This window comes from Parafrigoribacterium soli, from assembly GCF_040227235.1.
Classification (GTDB): Bacteria; Actinomycetota; Actinomycetes; order Actinomycetales; family Microbacteriaceae; genus Parafrigoribacterium_A; species Parafrigoribacterium_A soli.
In genome coordinates this window covers 559287-577897 of the sequence record NZ_JBELNZ010000003.1, presented here as the reverse complement: position 1 = coordinate 577897, position 18611 = coordinate 559287, and the positions used below count along the sequence as shown (strand labels likewise).

Here is an 18611-nt window from a genome sequence, read left to right as displayed (position 1 = left end):
CTTGCACGGATTTTCATTTGGCTTGCAGCAATTCGCTGATCTCTTGAGTATGGATACGTCCACGCAGGAAACACCAATGCAATGCCGCAGTGAAGAGGTGCATCAGAGCTTTGCCAAGTTCACGCTCACACCATCAGGCCCACGAGGAGCAAAGTCGCGCCAGCGTCACCGCGCTCATCCAGCGCCCGCACGCGCAGGTGCTCGTTGTCGGCGGCGGCATCAACGGAATCTCCATATTTCGTGATCTCGCGCTACAGGGAGTCGACGTCATCCTGGTCGAACGCAATGATTACTGCTCCGGAGCGTCCGCCGCATCGTCGCACATGATCCACGGCGGCGTGCGCTATTTGGAGAACGGGGAATTCCGGCTCGTCAGGGAGTCCGTCCAGGAACGCAATCGCCTGCTCCGGCTCGCGCCTCACTATGTGAAGCCCCTGGAAACCACCATCCCGATCTTCTCGACTTTTTCCGGCATCCTCGCCGCGCCGCTGCGGTTGTTGACCCACCGGCAGAGAACGCCGAAGGAACGCGGCGCACTGCTCATCAAAATAGGCCTCGTGCTCTACGACTCCTTCTCCCGAGACGGTGGCAGTGTGCCGCGGCACAGGGTGCGCGGCCGGGCGGCATCGCTGGCAGAGTTACCCCGACTCAATCCGGATGTGCGCTACACGGCTACCTACTTTGACGCTTCGGTGCACGACCCGGAGCGACTCGCGCTCGACCTCTTGATGGACGGTGAAGACATCGGCCCCAACGCTCGCGCCTCGAACTATGTGGAGGCCATCGGCGCTGTCGAGGGCGGCGTAGTTCTGCGAGACGGTGTCGGCGGTGACACGTTCACGGTCACGGCCGACGTGGTCATCAACGCGTCCGGGCCCTGGACCGACCTCACCGATCTCGTTCTGGGCAAACCGACCGACTACATGGGCGGCACCCGCGGCTCACACATCGTTCTGGATAACCCAGAGCTGCTGGCTGCCTGTGCGTCTCGAGAGTTGTTCTTCGAGAACAACGACGGGCGAATAGTGTTGATCTACCCGTTGAATGGCCGCATTTTGGTGGGGACGACAGACCTTGAGGCCGATGTGACTCAGCGAGCAGTGTGTACCGAGGAAGAGATCCAGTACTTCTTCGACCTCATCTCGCACGTCTTTCCGACGGTGCCCGTGGACCGATCCGACATCGTCTTCACCTTTTCCGGTATCCGCCCCCTGCCGAAGCACGAGGACACCCAACCCGGCTTCGTCTCGCGCGACTATCGGGTTGAATCCGGCGTGCTCCCCTCGTCGCAGGCTACGACGCTTCTGAGCGTCGTCGGCGGCAAATGGACCACCTTCCGCGCCCTGGGCGAACGCGTCTCAGACATGGCATTGGCCGCGCTCGGGATGACGCGCACGCGCAACACTCGCGAGCTGGCGATTGGCGGTGGGCGTGAATACCCCGCCACAGCCAACGACCGCAGGTCGTGGATCAGCGCCAATGCGACAACCGCGGTGCCCGCTGCCCGCGTCGAACAGCTCTTCGCCCGGTACGGAACAAGAGCCGGCGAGGTCATCCGCTTTCTCGAAGAGAACGATGATCAGCCGCTTCCCGCGTGCCCGCAGTTGAGCACGGCGGAGATCCAATTCCTGATTGAGCGAGAGTCGGTCGTGCGGCTGTCAGACGTCGTGCTCCGGCGCACCGGTCTCGCGTTCGCCGGGAACGTCACCCTGCCAATTCTGGACGCGATCAGTCGCGAACTCGCATCCGTTCTTGGATGGACAGAAGAACAACGTCAGGAGGAGGTGGCCTCGACGGTGGGAGAACTCACCAATGATCACGGCGCTCAGATCTGAACGCCGGCAGCGTCACACGACGTCCATTAAGTAAACAAAGGAGTTACCAATTATGGCTAAGTACATCGTCGCTATAGATCAGGGCACAACGAGCTCGCGGGCCATTGTGTTCGATCATTCCGGATCAATCGTGTCGACCGGTCAACTCGAACATGAACAGATCTTCCCGAAGGCGGGTTGGGTTGAGCATGACGCCATGGAGATCTGGAACAACGTGCGAGAGGTTATCGGTCAGGCTCTCTCGAAGGCTGACATCACTCGCCACGATGTCGCCGCCATCGGTATAACCAATCAGCGCGAGACCGCGGTGGTTTGGGACAAGACCACGGGAAAGCCCATTTACAACGCCATCGTGTGGCAGGACACCCGCACGCAGAGCATCGTCGATCGACTCGCCAAGGACGGTGGCGTCGAGCGATTCAAGGCGAAGGTCGGTTTGCCCCTCGCAACCTATTTCTCGGGAACAAAGATCGTGTGGATTCTCGAGAACGTTGAGGGTGCGCGCGAGAAGGCAGAAGCGGGTGACCTGATATTCGGCAACACCGATACGTGGGTTCTCTGGAATCTCACCGGTGGCGTCGACGGCGGCGTGCACGTGACGGATGTAACCAACGCGAGCCGCACGATGTTCATGGATCTCGAAACGCTCAGTTGGGACCAGGAGATTCTCGACGCATTCAACGTCCCCGCATCCATGTTGCCGACGATCAAGAGCTCTTCCGAGGTCTACGGAACCGCGGAGTCCTCCAGTCTGCTGCGCGAGGTGCCCATTGCCGGCATCCTCGGTGATCAGCAGGCGGCGACCTTCGGGCAGGCTGCATTTGACGAGGGTGAGGCGAAGAACACCTACGGCACGGGAAACTTCCTGATCTTCAACACCGGTGAAGAGATCATCCACTCCAAGAACGGCCTGCTCACGACGGTCGGCTACAAGCTCGGCGACGCGGCGCCCCACTACGCGCTCGAAGGGTCGATCGCCGTGACCGGCTCGCTGGTGCAGTGGCTGCGCGACAACCTCGGCATGATCTCATCGGCCTCGGACATCGAAGCACTCGCGAAGACCGTGGACGACAACGGTGGCGCGTACTTCGTGCCGGCCTTCTCGGGACTGTTCGCACCATACTGGCGGTCGGATGCGCGTGGCGCGCTGGTGGGACTGACGCGGTACATCAACAAGGGCCACATTGCCCGTGCCGTGCTCGAGGCCACCGCTTTCCAGACACGGGAAGTTCTCGACGCGGTCAACGCAGACTCCGGTGTTCCGCTTGCTGAGCTGAAGGTTGATGGCGGAATGATCGCCAACGATTTGCTGATGCAGTTCCAGGCCGACGTGCTCGGAGTGCCGGTGGTGCGGCCCGTCGTCGCCGAGACGACCGCTCTCGGCGCCGCCTATGCAGCGGGCCTTGCCGTCGGGTTCTGGAACAACCTCGACGACCTCCGCGCGAACTGGCAGGAAGACAGCCGCTGGGAGCCGAACATGGAGGAGGCAGAACGCGAGCGCCTGCTTCGCAACTGGAAGAAGGCCGTGACCAAGACCTTCGACTGGGTGGACGACGACGTCGAGTAGCCCTCGATAGCCCCTGGTCTGGCGCGCAGAACAGGACGACGTGCGACACGCCGCGTGATCCGACCGGATGGCGCGGCGTGTCGCACCTCGTCCTGCTGAAGCGCCAGCCAGAGCTGCTCACCGAGGAAGGACGTCGGAAACTCGACGTCTCGGCCTCTGCTCCGACGTCGTGCGAGTTGAGCCGGGCTGATTCGGGCCTGGCCTACTGGAACTGCGCGAGCGCCTCACTGTAGCGCTGCGGATCGTTGCGGGTCTCGGCCGTCACGAGCAGGGAATGCTCACCGATGATGCGCGTGTGGCTACCCCGACACGGAATCACCACGATCTTGCTGAGTCCTGCCTCCCAGGCGGGAATCAGCGCGGCAAGCGACACCCGCTCCGGTGCCTCCTCATAGTCTTTAGGCCGAAGCCGGGCGTGCGCTTCGAAGTTCGCCAGAGTCCACGCGCGGTAGCGATCCGTGAGCGCAGCATCACCGAAGGTGTCGCGCCAACTCCGGCCGTACATCCGCTTCAGCCCCTGGGCGCGCTCGACGGACCCGTCAGCGGTCTCCCGAAGCCTTTCGAACGCTGAAGGGTCAGGGATGAGGCTGGCGTGCTTCACGCACGCCTCCCACAGATCGGACCAGACATACTGCCACCGCGCGAACTCTTCAACGATGCCGACTTCTGGCTGCGCGCTCACGTACTGATCTGCGAGCAGTGGAGGCAGATCGTCACCGACCGGATGCAGACCCCAGGCTTCCCGAACCCACAGTAGCTCGAGGAGCGGCTGAGAGCTCTCTTCGATCGTGATGGTCATGTCGTGCGGCCACGGATTCCCGGGGATCGGAACTGATGAACGCATGAAACCTCCCTGACGCTAAGGCCGCAGCAGCACCTTGGTTGCCCGGCGCTCATCCATCGCGGCGTACGCCTCGGCGACTTCGGCCAGCGGCAGTTCGAGGTCGAAGACGCGGCCCGGGTTGATGTTGCCGGCCCACACCTCGGGCAGCAGCTCCTCGATGTAGTTGCGCACCGGGGCCACGCCACCGTTCACGCCGACGTTGCGGCCGAACAACGGGCGCACCGGCAGCTCCGATCCGCCGCTCGGCGAACCGACATACCCGACCATTCCGCCGGGGCGTGCCGACTTGATCGCCTGCTCCATCGACTCCTTGGTGCCGACACACTCGAGCACGCACTCCGCGCCGATGCCGTCGAAGAGCTCGTGGATCCGCGCGACGCCCTCGTCGCCGCGCTCCTCCACGACGTCGGTCGCGCCGAACTCGAGGGCGATCGCCTGGCGGTCCGCGTGCCTTGACATGATGACGATCCTGGATGCCCCCAGCCGCTTTGAGGCGAGCACGGCACACAGGCCCACGGCTCCATCGCCGACGACGACCACGGTGCTGCCCGACGTCACCCCGGCGGACACGGCCGCGTGGTGACCGGTGCCCATGACATCCGCGAGCGTCAGCAGGCTCGGCACGAGCGAGTGGTCCGGATGCGACGGGGTCGCAACCAGGGAACCATCGGCATGAGGAACTCGCACCAACTCACCCTGCGCCCCGTCGGCGAAGTGGCCGCTGCGATCATCCGCACCCCACCATCCGCCGTTCAAGCAGGACGTGCTCACGCCGTTCAGGCAATTCACGCACGTCATGTCGCAGTCATAGAAGGGAGCGATCACGAAGTCGCCGACGGTGATGCGCTCGACGTCGTCGCCGACGGCTTCGACGACTCCGACGAACTCGTGGCCGATGCGGTGGGGCTCGGTGGTGGGCAGAACGCCGCGATAGGGCCAGAGGTCGGAGCCGCAGACGCACGCCGCGACGACACGAACGATGGCGTCGACGCCGGTGCTGAGTACGGGGTCTGGAACCTCGTCGAGCCGAATATCCCTGGGAGCATGAATCACCGTTGCGCGCATTTGTTCAGCCTAGCTTCGTGTACCGAGCAGGATTCGAGAAGCGGGAGTGGGCCATCGCGCCTAGCCTTTCCCTGAGGGCGTCGTTCGCCCAGCGAGGGAGGGTCATCATGTCCATGGGTAACAGCGGCGGTTTCACCGCGCAGGAGCGGGCGGCCATGAAGGCGCGCGCCGCTGAACTGCGCGCGGAGGGCAAGAAGGGCGCCAAGCAGGCCGACGGTCTGCAGGCGCTCCTTGAGGCCATCGAGAAGATGACGCCCGATGACCGAGTCATCGCCGAACACGTGCACCTCGTGGTCACGGCGAGCGCCCCTGAGCTGCTGCCGAAGACCTGGTACGGGATGCCCGCGTACATGAACGCCGACGGCAAGGTGGTCGTCGCCTTCAAGAACGCGGGCAAGTTCAGCCTTCGCTACTCGACCCTCGAGTTCCAGGATGCCTCGCACCTCGACGACGGCGACATCTGGGCCGTGTCGTTCGGAATCAAGCAGTGGAGCGCGGCCGTGGAGAAGAAGGTCGCCGAGCTCATGAAGGTCGCCGTCTCCTGAGCCGCGGATCCGGTCCGATGCGATTCGCGCTCGGTCTGCGCGGCGTCGGTCGGTCATAACTCAGGCAAAGTGCCACGCTTTCGATGGCGGTGCCCGGGTTTTCGGCAGAGGGAGGCGCTGCAGGCGCAAAATGCCTGAGTTACGAAGGTGAGGCACGGGGAAACGCCGCCGCGCGTGCGAGAGAATTGACGTTGTGACCGAATTTCAGCGCCTCCACGACCTCGACTACCGCGGCTTCGCCAGCGACAACTACGCCGGTGCGCACCCCGAGGTGCTCGAAGCGATCGCGGTGGCGAACGGCGGGCACCAGATCTCCTACGGCGAGGACGTCTACACCGCGAAGCTGCAGGAGGTCGTGAAGCGGCACTTTGGCGAGCAGGCGGAGGCCTTCCCCGTGTTCAACGGCACGGGAGCGAACGTGCTGAGCCTCGAGTCGATCCTGCCTCGCTGGGGTGCGGTGATCTGCTCGACGACCGCCCACATCCACACGGATGAGAACGCCGCCCCCGAGCGCGTCGCCGGCCTCAAGCTGCTCACCGTCGCCACGCCCGACGGCAAGCTCACCCCGGAGCTCATCGACACCGAGGCCTGGGGCTGGGGCGACGAACACCGCGCCCAACCTCTCGCCGTGAGCATCACCCAGACCACCGAGCTCGGCACCGCATACTCCGTTGCCGAAGTGAAGGCCATCGCCGATCACGTGCACGCCAAGGGCATGAAGCTGCACATGGACGGCTCGCGGCTCGCCAACGCAGCCGCAAGCCTTCACGCCGACCTTCGCGACTTCACGACGGATGCCGGGGTCGACATCCTGAGCTTCGGCGGCACGAAGAACGGGCTGCTCTATGGCGAGGCGGTCGTGGTGCTGAACCCGGAGACATCCGAGGGACTGCACTACCTGCGCAAGCTCAACATGCAGCTCGCGAGCAAGATGCGTTTCGTGAGCGCGCAGCTCATCGCGCTGCTCGACGGCACCCTCTGGCTCGACTCCGCCACACACGCCAACGACATGGCGGCCCATTTGCGGCGCACACTCGAGCATGGCATCGAGACCGGAGCCATCACCGGCCTCGCGTTCACGCAGGAGACTCAGGCGAACGCGGTGTTCGCGACCCTGCCCACGGATGCCGCAAACCGCATCCGCGAGCAGTTCAGGTTCTACGACTGGAACGCGGCCGCCGGCGAGGTGCGCTGGATGTGCGCGTTCGACACGACCGAGGCGGACGTCGATGCCTTCGTCGCCGCGATCACCCGGGAGCTCGCCGCGAAGTAGGCTCCCGCACAGGGGCGTCTAATAGGCTTAGCCCATGCGATTCGGAATGTTCATACCCCAGGGCTGGCGTCACGATCTGGTCGATATCGACCCCTCGAAGCACTGGGAGGCGATGAACGGCCTCGCGGCGCACGCCGACGCCGGGCCTTGGGATTCCGTCTGGGTCTACGACCACTTCCACACCGTTCCGGTGCCGTCGGATCAGGCGACCCACGAGGCATGGAGCCTCATGTCTGCCTTCGCCGCGACGACGAACCGCGTGCTCCTCGGCCAGATGTGCAGCTGCATGAGCTACCGCAATCCGGCCTACCTCGCGAAGGTCGCCACCACTGTCGACATCATCTCGGGGGGGCGCGCCCAGATGGGCATCGGCGGCGGCTGGTACGAGCACGAATGGCGTGCCTACGGCTACGGCTTCCCCGGCGCAGGCGAGCGCCTCGCCCGCCTGGACGAGGGTGTTCAGATCATGAAGCAGGCGTGGGAGACCGGCACCGCCACCCTGAACGGCAAGCACTACCAGGTGGATGGCGCACTCTTCTACCCGAAGCCCCTGCAGCCTGCCGGCATCCCGCTCTGGATCGCGGGCGGCGGCGAAAAGGTCACCCTGCGCATCGCCGCGAAGTACGCGCAGTACACGAACTTCGCCGGCAGCCCTGACGAGTTCAGCCACAAGAGCGAGGTGCTCCGTGGCCACACGGATGCGATCGGCCGCGACTTCAACGACATCACCCGCAGCGCGAACTACAACGTCATCATCGCCGACACGGATGCCGAAGTGCAGAAGCGACTGGACGCCGTCGAGGCACGGGTGCTGCCCTACCTCGGCAAGGAGAAGGCGGCCGCGTTCATCGCCGAGTACCACGGCGAGAACGCTCTGGCCGTCGGCACTGCGGACCAGATCATCGCGCGCCTCAAGGACATGAAGGAACGTGGAGTCGGCTACTTCATCCATTACTTCCCCGAGGCCGCGTACGACCGCTCCGGCATCGAGCAGTTCGAGCGCGAGGTCATCCCCGCCCTGCAGTAATGCCAGCGGAGACTTACATGGCTGCAACGCGTGGGGGTCTCGATACGGCTGCTCCTTCGTCGCGGCCTACTCGACCAGCGAAACCGGGCGGGGGTCCAGGTGGATGCCCGCGATCATGCAGCGCACGGAGCCGCCAGCCAGTTCAATGGTCGGCACCGACAGCGGCACGATCTCGCAACTGCGCTCGATCGTCGCGACCTGAGCCGGATCGAGGCTCGCCAGCCCGCGAGCCGAAATAGCGAGGATGCGCCCCCCACTGGCCCGCAACTCGAGCACGTTGCCGGCGAAGCTCCGCACCTGTTCGGGCGTGAGTTCGATGATCGCCCGGCCGTCGGTGGAGAGACGCTCGACGACCTCGGCGCGGCGTCGTTCATCCGGAATCATCGACAGCCCGATCATGACGAACTCGGTGGCGATCCCCATCATCACGTTGGTGTGGTAAATCGGCGCGCCCAGTTCATCCATCGCGTCGAAGACCATGGGCTCGTAGCCGAAATTGGTGCAGAAGCGTTCGAGCGCAACGGGGTTCGCTCGGTTCGACCGCGCGGTGTACGCGACGCGGCTGGCGTGATCGAGCACCATCGCGCCCGTGCCCTCGAGGAACACGTCGTCGTACTCGAGCCCGGAGTAGTCGACCACGTCCTGCACGCGATAGCGGCGCTTGAGCAGCTCGATCACGTCGCCGCGCCGCTCGCCGCGGCGACTCGGTGAGTGCATCGGATAGATCGCGATGTGACCGCCCGCGTGGGTGGAGAACCAGTTGTTGGGAAACACGCAGTCCGGATGATCGAGCGCGTCGTCATCGAACAGGTGCACCGTGACGCCGTGCTCCTCCAGGCGTTCCGCCGCAGCCGTCACCTCGTCGCGGGCGAGACCGGCGAGCGTGGCGGCGTCATCGGTCGCCGGGGACTGGAACGCGTTGTCGGCCGCGGTGGCCGGGTTCGGAAAGAAGTGGTGCGGCCTGATGAGCACCGCTGCTCGCGGAGCCTGCGTGGACATGGGTCGATGTGCGCTCAGGCCGGTACGGGCGCGTTGCTGTCGGCGAGCAGGCCGAACAGGTCCTTGGGGTCGTCCGGGTCGGCGATGAGGTCGATGTCATCGAAGAAGCCGGTGCCCCGGATGCTGTCGCGCAGGAAGCGCAGCACCGAGAAGTCCTCGATCGCGAAGCCGACGGAGTCGAACACGGTGATCTGCTCGTCGCTCGCGCGGCCGGTCTTCGCGCCGGTGATGACCTCCCACAGCTCCGTGACCGGGAAGTCGGGGGCGAGCTGCTGGATCTCGCCCTCGATTCGGGTCTGCTCCGGGAACTCGACGAAGACATCCGCTCGCTCGAGAATTGCGGCGTCGAGTTCGGTCTTGCCTGGGCAGTCTCCACCGATCGCATTGAGGTGCACGCCCGGCACGATCATCTCGTCGGTGAGGATCGTGGCGTTGACCTTGTCCGCGGTGCAGGTCGTGATGACGTCAGCGCCGCGCACGGCGTCGGCCACGTCGCTCGCGACATAGAGATCGAAGCCGAGCGGCGTGAGGTTGCGCACGAGCTTGGCCACGGCGTCCGGATCGGTGTCGAAAATGCGCAGGCTGTGGATACCGAGCGCCCCGCGCATGCCGAGGGCCTGGAACTCGGCCTGGGTTCCCGCGCCGATCATCGCCATCGTCGTCGCGTCCGCGCGGGCGAGGCGCGACGCGGCCATGGCCGACGTCGCGGCAGTGCGCAGGGCGGTGAGCACCGTCATTTCGGCGACGAGCAGCGGATAACCGGTGGCGACATCGGCGAGCACGCCGAACGCCGTGACGGTCTGCAGACCCCTCGCCGGGTTCGATGGATGACCGTTCACGTACTTGAAGCCGTAGAGTTCGCCGTTGCTCGTGGGCATGAGTTCGATCACGCCGACGGTGGAATGACTCGCCACGCGAGGCGCAGCTTCGAAGCCCGGCCAGTTGCGATAGTCCTGCTCGAGGTAGGCGCCGAGCTCGGCGAGAATCGTCTCGATGCCGCGGTTCCTGACCCACCGGATGACGTTGTTGACCCCGACGAACTGCACCATGGAACTGCCTCTACCTTCACTCGCCACCACGATAGGACTGAGCGAAGTGCAGTCACAATGCGCGATCCTGACGCCTTTTCGCGGTGTGAAGCTCGAATTGTGCATAGGGTCTGTACACTATGGTCAATGGCTGACCTGGATGACCTCGACCGACGCCTGATCGCCGAACTGAGGGTCGACGGACGTGAACCGATCGCGGGCCTCGCGCATCGGCTCGGTGTCACGCGCGCGACAATCAACAGCCGCCTGCGACGACTCGTGAGCTCCGGCGTCGTGCTCGGCTTCACGGTGCGTGTGCGCGAGGAGCTCGCCGCTCACACCGTGCGCGCCGTCGCCTTCATCGAGGTCGAGGGTCGCTCCACGAACGAGGTCATCCGCAAGCTGCGCGGCTTCCCCGAGGTGCACTCGCTGCACACCACGAACGGCGGATGGGACCTGGTCGCCGAGCTGCACACGGAGTCGCTGCCCAGTTTCGACCGACTGCTCGGCCGCATCCGGTCGATCGAGGGCGTCGTCAACAGCGAGACGAGCCTGCTGCTGAGTTCCGTGCTGCGCTGAGGCTCAGAGCTCCGACCTGCTGACAGCGAGGCCGCTGCCGTCAACCTGCAAGCCGACCAGCACGGTGTCGCCGTCGACCACCTCACCCGCGAGCAGGGCCCGCGCGAGCTTGTCGTCGATCTCCGTCTGCATGAGCCGCCGCAGCGGCCTGGCGCCGTAGATCGGGTCGTAGCCGCGCTCGGCGAGCCAGGTGCGGGCATCCGGCGTGACAGCGAGGTCGAGCCTGCGGCCCTCGAGCCGCCGCGACAGCCGGTCGATGTAGAGCTCGACGATCTGGCTAAGGTCCTCGATCGACAGCGGCGAGAAGATGACGATGTCATCGAGCCGGTTCACGAACTCCGGCTTGAAGGTCTGCCGCACGAGCGCGTTGACCGCCGCCTCCTTCTCGCTCTGGTCGAGGGATGCATCGACGAGGAACTGGCTGCCGAGGTTCGAGGTGAGCACGAGGATGACGTTGCGGAAGTCCACGGTGCGACCCTGGCCATCCGTGAGCCTGCCGTCGTCGAGCACCTGCAGCAGCACGTCGAAGACCTCGGGGTGCGCCTTCTCCACCTCGTCCATGAGCACGACCGAGTATGGACGCCGCCGCACCGCCTCGGTGAGCTGGCCACCCTGCTCGTAGCCGATGTAACCGGGAGGGGCACCGAGCAGCCGAGCGACGGAGTGCTTCTCGCCGTACTCGCTCATGTCGATGCGGATCATGGCCTTCTCGTCGTCGAAGAGGAACTCGGCGAGCGCCTTGGCCAGCTCCGTCTTGCCGACACCGGTCGGACCGAGGAAGAGGAACGAACCGGTCGGGCGATCGGGGTCGGAGACTCCCGCGCGTGAGCGGCGCACCGCATCCGCCACCGAGGCGACGGCACGCTTCTGGCCCACCAACCGCTTGCCGAGCTCCGCCTCGAGGTTCAGCAGCTTCTCGGTCTCGCCCTGGGTGAGACGGTCGACCGGGATGCCGGTCCACATGGCCACCACGGCCGCGATGTCGTCTTCGGTCACCTGATCGTTGACCATGCGCGGCCCCGACTGCTCGGCGCTCTCCGCCTGGGCGATCGCCTTCTCGATGGCGGGGATGGTCTCGTAATTGATCTTGGATGCCGACTGGTAGTCGCCCTCGCGCATGGCGCGGTCGAGGTCGATGCGAGCGTCGTTCAACCGCATCTTGAGCTCGCCGACACCTGTGAGCGACGACTTCTCGGCCTGCCAACGCTTCTCGAGCTCGGCGAGCGCCTCCTGCCTCTCGGCGAGGTCTTCGCGCAGCTTGGCAAGCCGCACCTTCGACGCGTCGTCCTTCTCCTTCTTGAGCGCGAGCTCCTCGATCTTCAGCCGGTCGACGGCGCGCTTGAGTTCGTCGATCTCCACCGGAGACGAGTCGATCTCCATCTTCAGTCGGCTCGCCGCCTCGTCCACCAGGTCGATCGCCTTGTCGGGCAGTTGACGGCCTGTGATGTAGCGATTGCTGAGGGATGCCGCGGCCACGAGAGCGGAGTCGGCGATGGTCACCTTGTGGTGGGCCTCGTAGCGCTCCTTGAGGCCGCGCAGGATGGCGACGGTGTCTTCGACGCTCGGCTCGCCCACAAACACCTGCTGGAAGCGGCGCTCGAGCGCGGCATCCTTCTCGATGTATTGGCGGTATTCGTCGAGCGTGGTGGCGCCGATGAGGCGTAGTTCACCGCGGGCGAGCATGGGCTTCAGCATGTTGGATGCCGCTACCGAGCCCTCGCCGGCACCGGCGCCCATGAGGGTGTGCAGCTCGTCGACGAAGGTGATGATCTCGCCACCAGCGTCGTTGATCTCCTTGAGCACCGCCTTCAGGCGCTCCTCGAATTCGCCGCGGTACTTGGCGCCCGCGACGAGCGCGGCGAGGTCGAGGCTCACGAGGCGCTTGTCTTTGAGGGAATCGGCGACGTCGCCCGCGACGATGCGCTGGGCGAGGCCCTCGACCACGGCGGTCTTGCCAACGCCGGGTTCACCGATGAGCACGGGGTTGTTCTTGGTGCGTCGGGTCAGCACCTGGCTGACGCGGCGGATCTCGGCATCACGCCCGATGACGGGGTCGAGCTTGCCGGTGCGCGCGATCTCGGTGAGATCGACGCCGTACTTCTGCAACGCGGTCTTCTGCTCCTCGTCGCTGGCGGGGGCACCCTGCATGTTGGCCATCTACTACGCTCCTGAAGACTCGTCAGGCTAAACCTGAGCCTGGATGACTCAAGTTTATACGAGTGGGGCCGGTAACGCAGCACGAAACCGACCTATCCCGGTTCGCCCACGGCGATATTTCGGATCAGCCGACGAGCTTGGCGAGAAGGTCACCGAACGTCTGCCGCTCCTCCGCACTCAGCGGTCCGAAGGACTCCTCCAACACCTCCTGGAGCACCTCGCCGGCACGCACTCGCACCTCGTCTCCCCGCGCCGTCAGGCGGTGGCGAACGGCGCGCCCCGGTCCCGGCACGCGCTCGATGAGCCCGCGTTCGATCATGCGGGCCGCGAGCGTGCCGAAGGACTGGTCGGTCTGGAAGGTGAGCTGCGCCAGGTCGTGGAGCGAGGCATCCGGGTTCTCGTGCAGGTGGCGCAGAGCGTCCCACTGCACGAGCGAGACCCCGAGCGGCGCGAGACGTTCGTCTGCCGCGCGGTGATGCCGCACCTGGAGCCGCTTGATCGAGAGTCCCATGCGGCGGAGGTCGTGAGGCATGGCTCCAGTCTATCCTCATCTCAGCTTGTTTATATCAGCATGTTGATATAGCGTGTGCTGCATGACGAATTTCTCTCGTGGTGACCTGGCGACCGCGGCACCGACGGCCCGGCGCACGGCGCTGGCAACCGTCGCGTTCGCGTGCCTGGCGATGATGGCCAGTTACCTGCCGTTCAGCGCGGCGAACGGAGCGCTCGGGCGGGTCGCCGCGGCCACCGGCGCAGGCACGGCCGACCTCCAGTGGGTGACAGACGCCTTTGCGGTGGCCCTGAGCGTGACGGTTCTATCGGCGGGTGCGCTCGCAGAACGGTACGGACGGCGGCGCATCACGGTGCTCGGACTACTCCTCACCGTTGTCGGCTCGCTCGCTGACGTCGCCGCCGGCACCCTCGACGGCCTCACTACCATCCACCTGCTGTGGGCGGGTCAGGCTCTAGCCGGGGTCGGGGCCGGGCTCGTCATGTCTGCGACGCTCGCGTTGATCGCCGCAACCGCGTCAAGCACGGCGGCGCGCACTCGGGCGATCTCGCTCTGGGCAGCGGCAGTCGTCGTCGGGCTGGGCGCCGGTCCCTTCCTCGTGGCGGCGGTGATGACCGCCCTCGACTGGTACTGGTCGTTCGCACCCATCGCCGCGATCGCGCTCGGCACCCTGGTGTTCGGCATCTCTCGGTCGAGTGAATCGCTCGGTTCCTCGGAGCGCGCGCTTGACCTGCCGGGCCAGGTCACCGGTGCGCTCGGCATCGCGGCGCTCGCGTTTGGGGCGATCACGGGTGGAACCACCGGATGGGCTTCGCTCACGGCACTGCTCGCGTTCGCCCTCGCTGCCGTGAGCTCCACGCTGTTCGTCGTCATCGAGCACAGGAGCGTCTCACCCGTGCTCAGTCCGCTCCTGTTCCGATCCCCCCGTTTCGTCGCGGCGGGCGTCGCGGCCGCGGTTGTGCTCTTCGCCATCGCTGGCGATATCTTCGTGCTCAGTCTGTTCTTCAGCAGCCAGCACCTCGACGGGCTCGGCATCGCCGTGCGCCTCGGGGGCATCTTTCTCGGCAATCTTGTCGCGAGTCTGGCGGCCGGCGGCATCCAGCTTCGTCTTGGTGGGCCGCGCGTGCTGGTCGGCGGGCTGCTCATCGGGGCCGCCGGCATGGCCTCGCTCCTCGGAGTGCAGGGCGACAGCGCGTTTCTCGACCTGTTCTGGCGGCTCGTCGTCTTCGGGTTCGGCTGCGGCCTCGTCATGGCGACCAGCTCTGCCGTCGCGATCCACTCGGTTACCGGCTCACTCGCTGGCATGGCGGGCGCTGCCAACAACGCCCTCCGCCAACTCGGTGCGGCGCTCGGTCCGGCGGTTCTCGGCGTCTTCGTCGGTGTGCAACTCGGCTTGGGAGGCAGCTACCTCGATGCCGTTCATGCCGTCGCAGCGGTACTCGCAGCGCTCTTCGCCGCCGTTGCAATCCTCACCGTCACGCTCAGCCAGGCGAACCAGAACCATTGACCCACCCATCCACCACCCCATTCAGAAAGAGATTCACATGACCGACACCACGATCGAACTGTCCTCGGCAGATTCCGGAACCATCGAACTGAGCTACTCAGACCAGGGCACCGGCCACACCTTCCTCCTGCTGCACGGCGGCGGTGGTCCGCTCACCATCGCGGGCTTTGCCGGCGTACTCGCGACCGAGCGGGATGCGCGGGTCATCACGCCCGTGCACCCCGGGTTCGGCGGCACGGCGCGCCCGGATGCGCTGAGCAGCATCCGTCAACTCGCTGCCGTCTACGTGACACTGCTCGAGGCGCTCGACCTCAGCGACGTCACGGTCGTCGGCAATTCCATCGGCGGATGGATCGCGGCCGAGATCGCACTCCTCGCGAGCCCGCGCGTCGGCAGGGTCGTGCTCGTTGACGCCGTGGGCATCAAGGTCGAAGACCACCCCGTCGCCGACTTCTTCTCGCTCAGCTTTCCCGAGCTGGCCGAGCTGAGCTACTACGCTCCGGATGCGTTCCGCATCGACCCGAGCACCATGTCACCCGAGCAGCTGGCCGTGATGGCGGGCAATCGTGCTGCCCTGGCCGCGTACAGCGGCGAGTTCGCCATGGCTGACCCGGGTCTGCGCGAGCGGCTCGCATCCGTCGCGCACCCCACGCTCGTCGTGTGGGGCGACAGCGACGGGATCGTCGATCCCGAGTATGGCCGGGCATACGCGGCGGCCATTCCCAGCGCGCAATTCGAGGAGCTCAGGCAGGTGGGCCACCTGCCGCAGCTCGAGGCACCGCAGCGACTGCTCGAATCCGTCTGGCGTTTCGCGGCCGGACGCGTGACCACCTAGTGCCCGTCGTAGGCTCCTCCTATGAGTGCGCCGGCAGACATCCGCGGTCTGTTGGTCGATGCGGTCGCTGAACTCGAGGCCGCCAGGGCGAAGACCGAACTGCTCGCCGAGCTCACGGAGCGGCGGCGCCTGTTCGGTCTCGTGCGGCCGCTCGTGCTCAAGCCGATCGGCCGGGTCTGGCGGCTCGGGGTCCTGCTGCTCGCTCGCGACGGCAGCGTCTTCGCGACGGGCGAGATCACCCGCGCCATGCAGACCGGCCGGCCCACCTTCCAGTCACCCGGGGCCGAACAGCGGCGCAGCTATCGCGCGCTCGCCCTGCGCAGCGGTCTACCCGAGGGCGAGACCGTGAACTTCAACGCGACCGCGATCACGCTGGAGACAGAGGCCTTGCGCGACTCCACCGCACCGCTCTACGTGCGGGGCGACGAGCCGTTCGTGCGCTGGAGCCACAGCCTCGGCGGCGAGATGAGCATGCCGCTCGACGCGTACCTGCGACATCGCGTCGAGCTGCTCACCCATCCGCCGGAAGGCGCGTGATTCAGTACTCGTTGGCGATGAACAGCTCCTGCGCGGGGAAGCGAGTGAGGATCTCGGTGCCGTACTCGGTCACCACGACCTCCTCCTCGATGCGCGCAGCAGACACGCCATCGGATGCCGGACAGTAGGTTTCCATCGCGAAGACCATGCCTGGCCGGATCTCCACCGGGTCCTTCATCGAGTTGAGCCGCGAGATGATCGGCCGCTCGTGCAGGCCAAGACCGAGGCCGTGCGCGAACTGCAGCCCGAATGCGGCCAGCTCGTTCTCGAAGCCGAACTCCTCCGCCTTCGGAAGCACGGCCGCCACCTGGTCGGACCCGACGCCCGGCTTGATCGCATCGAGCGCCGAGTCCATCCACTCGCGCGCCTGCTTGTAGGCATCGCGCTGCGGCTCGGTCGCCCAGCCGACCCCGAAGGTGCGGTAATAGCAGGTGCGGTAGCCGTTGAACGAATGGATGATGTCGAAGAACGCCTGGTCGCCGGGCCTGATGATGCGGTCGGTGAAGTTGTGCGGATGCGGGTTGCACCGCTCACCCGAGATCGAGTTGATCGCCTCGACCTGGTCGCTTCCGTACTCGTAGAGGCGAGCGTTCGCGAGCGCGACGATCTCGTTCTCCCGCACGCCGGGCTTCAACGCGTCGACGATGTCCTGGTAGACACCGTCCACCATGGCCGCGGCCTGATTGAGCAGCATGATCTCGTCCTGGTTCTTGATGACGCGGGCATCCAGCATCGCCTGCTGGGCGTCCGCGATCTTGAGACCCTGGCGCTCCATCTCGAACAGAAAGGGCGGTTCGATGATGTCGAGACCGACGGGCGAGTGGGCGAGGCCGTGCTCCATGAGCAGCGACTTGATCTCCTTGACCGCATCGACCATGAGGTCGGCACCGCCGGTGGGGTTCACCGCGCCCTTGAAGCCCAGGAAGCCCGCGCGATAGTTCTCCTCGGGAGTCCAGTCGGAGTAGAGCTTGTGGTGTTTCACCGCCGAGCCGAAGTCCCAGAGGATCGGCTCCTGCCCTCGCATGATCAGGGCGTAGCGGATCATCTTGTCGCCGAGCGCTCCGCCGATCCACGTCTGCGTCGCATACCGGATGTTGTAGAAGTCGAAGAGCAGGAACGCCCCGCACTCGCTCGCCTCGAGTGCCGCCTGCGCGCGCCCGAGCCGGTATTCGCGCAGCCTGTCGAAGTTGACGCGGTGCTCGTAGTCCACGGCCATCTGCCCGGGTGCCCCCAGGGGACGCACGTCTGTCGGGCGCTGCGATGGCCTCTCGAAGAGGCGGCTCGGCTTGTAGCCGTGCTCGTGATTGCCGCTCATCAGTCCTCCGGGTCGAGGCCGTCGTCGAACGGCACGTTCTCAGGCTCGAGCTCCATGCCGGAGTGCTTCGCCCAACTCATGATGAGTGAAGCGAAGTCCTGCTGGGTGTTGCCGCCGCCTACCTCGCTCGCCACGATCATCCGGGTGAGGCCCGCGATCGGCATGACCACACCGAGTTCGTGTGCGGCCTCGAGGCCGAGGTCGAGGTCCTTCTGCAGCAGCACCGGCGTGAAGGTCGGCGTGAAGTCGAGGTTCACGAGGGCCGGCGATTTGTACTTCGTGTACGGCGAGCCCATGACGGAGTCGTTGAGGAACGCGAGGAAGTCGCTGCGCTTGACGCCCGACTTCTCGGCCAGCAGCGTGATCTCCACCACCGACTGGATGACGACCCCCAGGAACACGTTGTGCGCGATCTTCACGATGCGGGCCAGTTCGCCGTCGCCGACATAGGTGACGCCGCGGCCCCAGGTCTGCAGCAGCGGCAGTGCGGTTTCGTAGACATCCTGCGGGCCAGACACGGCCACAGTGAGCTTGCCCGCGGCGATGACCTTGGGGTTTCCGGAGACCGGGGTGGCGAGAAAGCCGATGCCGCGTTCTTCAGCCGCCGCGCGCATCCGCTTGCTGGTGTCGGTGTCGACGGTCGAGGAATCCGCGATGATTCCGGGCTGGGCCGAGGTGTGGGTCAGCAGCCCCCCGTCACCGAGCATGACCTCCTCGAGGTCCTTGCCCGTGGAGACCATGCTGAACACGATGTCGCGGCTCGCGAGCTCGACCGGGGAGTCGACGATCGTGGCGCCGAACTCTGCGAGCGGCTCGGCCTTCGCCTTCGTGCGGTTGTAGACGGCGACGTCGTAACCGGCACGCAGCAGCCGCTTGGCGAGCTGGAAGCCCATCCGTCCTGTGCCGATCCAGCCGACGGTGGGAAGTGAGGTGTCTGGCATGCTGTGTCCTTTCGCAAGACGTGCAATCGATTGTAGTCGGCGGCGC

The 18611-nt window shown here is 65.7% G+C and carries 17 protein-coding genes; 9 read left to right on the top strand and 8 right to left on the bottom strand.

Going from position 1 to position 18611, the window contains the following annotated elements; genetic code table 11:
* The first annotated feature begins 110 nt into the window (after positions 1–110).
* Positions 111–1835 (top strand): glycerol-3-phosphate dehydrogenase/oxidase, encoded by a 1725-nt coding sequence (locus tag ABUA37_RS11085; RefSeq protein WP_407075372.1) that lies wholly within the window; start codon positions 111–113, stop codon positions 1833–1835.
* A 52-nt stretch (positions 1836–1887) separates the two neighbouring features.
* Entirely contained in the window at positions 1888–3402 is a 1515-nt protein-coding gene (glpK, locus tag ABUA37_RS11080) for a glycerol kinase GlpK (RefSeq protein WP_349899252.1), read from the top strand.
* A gap of 202 nt (positions 3403–3604) precedes the next feature.
* Here the strand turns inward: glpK and ABUA37_RS11075 are convergent, their stop codons facing one another.
* Together ABUA37_RS11075 and ABUA37_RS11070 are read right to left on the bottom strand one after the other, a co-directional pair.
* Entirely contained in the window at positions 3605–4246 is a 642-nt protein-coding gene (locus ABUA37_RS11075; protein WP_349899251.1) for a hypothetical protein, read from the bottom strand.
* Between the two features lie 15 nt (positions 4247–4261).
* Positions 4262–5311 carry a zinc-dependent alcohol dehydrogenase family protein gene (locus tag ABUA37_RS11070; RefSeq protein ID WP_349899250.1) on the bottom strand — a complete coding sequence of 350 codons (1050 nt, stop codon included), beginning with the start codon at positions 5309–5311 and terminating at the stop codon, positions 4262–4264.
* Positions 5312–5418: 107 nt separating this feature from the next.
* On the opposite strand from ABUA37_RS11070, the gene ABUA37_RS11065 reads away from it, so the two are divergent.
* From ABUA37_RS11065 to ABUA37_RS11055, 3 genes are all read left to right on the top strand, one after another.
* Positions 5419–5856, top strand: coding sequence for a hypothetical protein (locus ABUA37_RS11065; RefSeq protein ID WP_349899249.1), 438 nt, complete (start codon positions 5419–5421; stop codon positions 5854–5856).
* Positions 5857–6040: 184 nt separating this feature from the next.
* Positions 6041–7129, top strand: coding sequence for a threonine aldolase family protein (locus ABUA37_RS11060; RefSeq protein ID WP_407075378.1), 1089 nt, complete (start codon positions 6041–6043; stop codon positions 7127–7129).
* A 34-nt stretch (positions 7130–7163) separates the two neighbouring features.
* Positions 7164–8156, top strand: a complete 993-nt coding sequence (locus ABUA37_RS11055; RefSeq protein ID WP_349899247.1) for an LLM class F420-dependent oxidoreductase — start codon at positions 7164–7166, stop codon at positions 8154–8156.
* A 66-nt stretch (positions 8157–8222) separates the two neighbouring features.
* Here the strand turns inward: ABUA37_RS11055 and ctlX are convergent, their stop codons facing one another.
* Both ctlX and ABUA37_RS11045 read right to left on the bottom strand, forming a co-directional pair.
* Complete coding sequence (gene ctlX, locus ABUA37_RS11050) at positions 8223–9155, bottom strand: citrulline utilization hydrolase CtlX (RefSeq protein WP_349899246.1); 933 nt, start codon at positions 9153–9155, stop codon at positions 8223–8225.
* A 14-nt stretch (positions 9156–9169) separates the two neighbouring features.
* Positions 9170–10204, bottom strand: a complete 1035-nt coding sequence (locus ABUA37_RS11045) for an ornithine cyclodeaminase (RefSeq protein ID WP_349899245.1) — start codon at positions 10202–10204, stop codon at positions 9170–9172.
* A 126-nt stretch (positions 10205–10330) separates the two neighbouring features.
* On the opposite strand from ABUA37_RS11045, the gene ABUA37_RS11040 reads away from it, so the two are divergent.
* The gene (locus ABUA37_RS11040; RefSeq protein WP_349899244.1) at positions 10331–10762 is read left to right on the top strand and encodes an Lrp/AsnC family transcriptional regulator; all 432 of its coding nucleotides are present in this window, start codon (positions 10331–10333) and stop codon (positions 10760–10762) included.
* Positions 10763–10765: 3 nt separating this feature from the next.
* On the opposite strand, the gene ABUA37_RS11035 is transcribed toward ABUA37_RS11040, so the two are convergent.
* Positions 10766–12919, bottom strand: a complete 2154-nt coding sequence (locus ABUA37_RS11035; RefSeq protein WP_349899243.1) for an ATP-dependent Clp protease ATP-binding subunit — start codon at positions 12917–12919, stop codon at positions 10766–10768.
* Positions 12920–13043: 124 nt separating this feature from the next.
* On the bottom strand, positions 13044–13451 hold the full coding sequence (locus tag ABUA37_RS11030; protein ID WP_349899242.1) for a MarR family winged helix-turn-helix transcriptional regulator: 408 nt from the start codon (positions 13449–13451) through the stop codon (positions 13044–13046).
* A 61-nt stretch (positions 13452–13512) separates the two neighbouring features.
* Between ABUA37_RS11030 and ABUA37_RS11025 the strand changes: the two genes are divergently transcribed.
* From ABUA37_RS11025 to ABUA37_RS11015, 3 genes are read left to right on the top strand one after another with little or no spacing between them, the layout of a single operon-like run.
* The gene (locus ABUA37_RS11025; RefSeq protein WP_349899241.1) at positions 13513–14937 is read left to right on the top strand and encodes an MFS transporter; all 1425 of its coding nucleotides are present in this window, start codon (positions 13513–13515) and stop codon (positions 14935–14937) included.
* A gap of 37 nt (positions 14938–14974) precedes the next feature.
* The gene (locus tag ABUA37_RS11020; RefSeq protein ID WP_349899240.1) at positions 14975–15772 is read left to right on the top strand and encodes an alpha/beta fold hydrolase; all 798 of its coding nucleotides are present in this window, start codon (positions 14975–14977) and stop codon (positions 15770–15772) included.
* Between the two features lie 21 nt (positions 15773–15793).
* Positions 15794–16309 (top strand): hypothetical protein, encoded by a 516-nt coding sequence (locus ABUA37_RS11015; protein WP_349899239.1) that lies wholly within the window; start codon positions 15794–15796, stop codon positions 16307–16309.
* 1 nt (position 16310) lies between these two features.
* Here ABUA37_RS11015 and ABUA37_RS11010 read toward each other — a convergent pair whose 3' ends face one another.
* Positions 16311–17624: a M24 family metallopeptidase gene (locus tag ABUA37_RS11010; RefSeq protein ID WP_349899238.1), complete on the bottom strand. Its 1314-nt coding sequence runs from the start codon at positions 17622–17624 to the stop codon at positions 16311–16313.
* Complete coding sequence (locus ABUA37_RS11005) at positions 17624–18565, bottom strand: NAD(P)-dependent oxidoreductase (protein WP_349899237.1); 942 nt, start codon at positions 18563–18565, stop codon at positions 17624–17626. The genes ABUA37_RS11010 and ABUA37_RS11005 overlap by 1 nt, the downstream gene beginning before the upstream one ends.
* Positions 18566–18611: the final 46 nt, after the last annotated feature.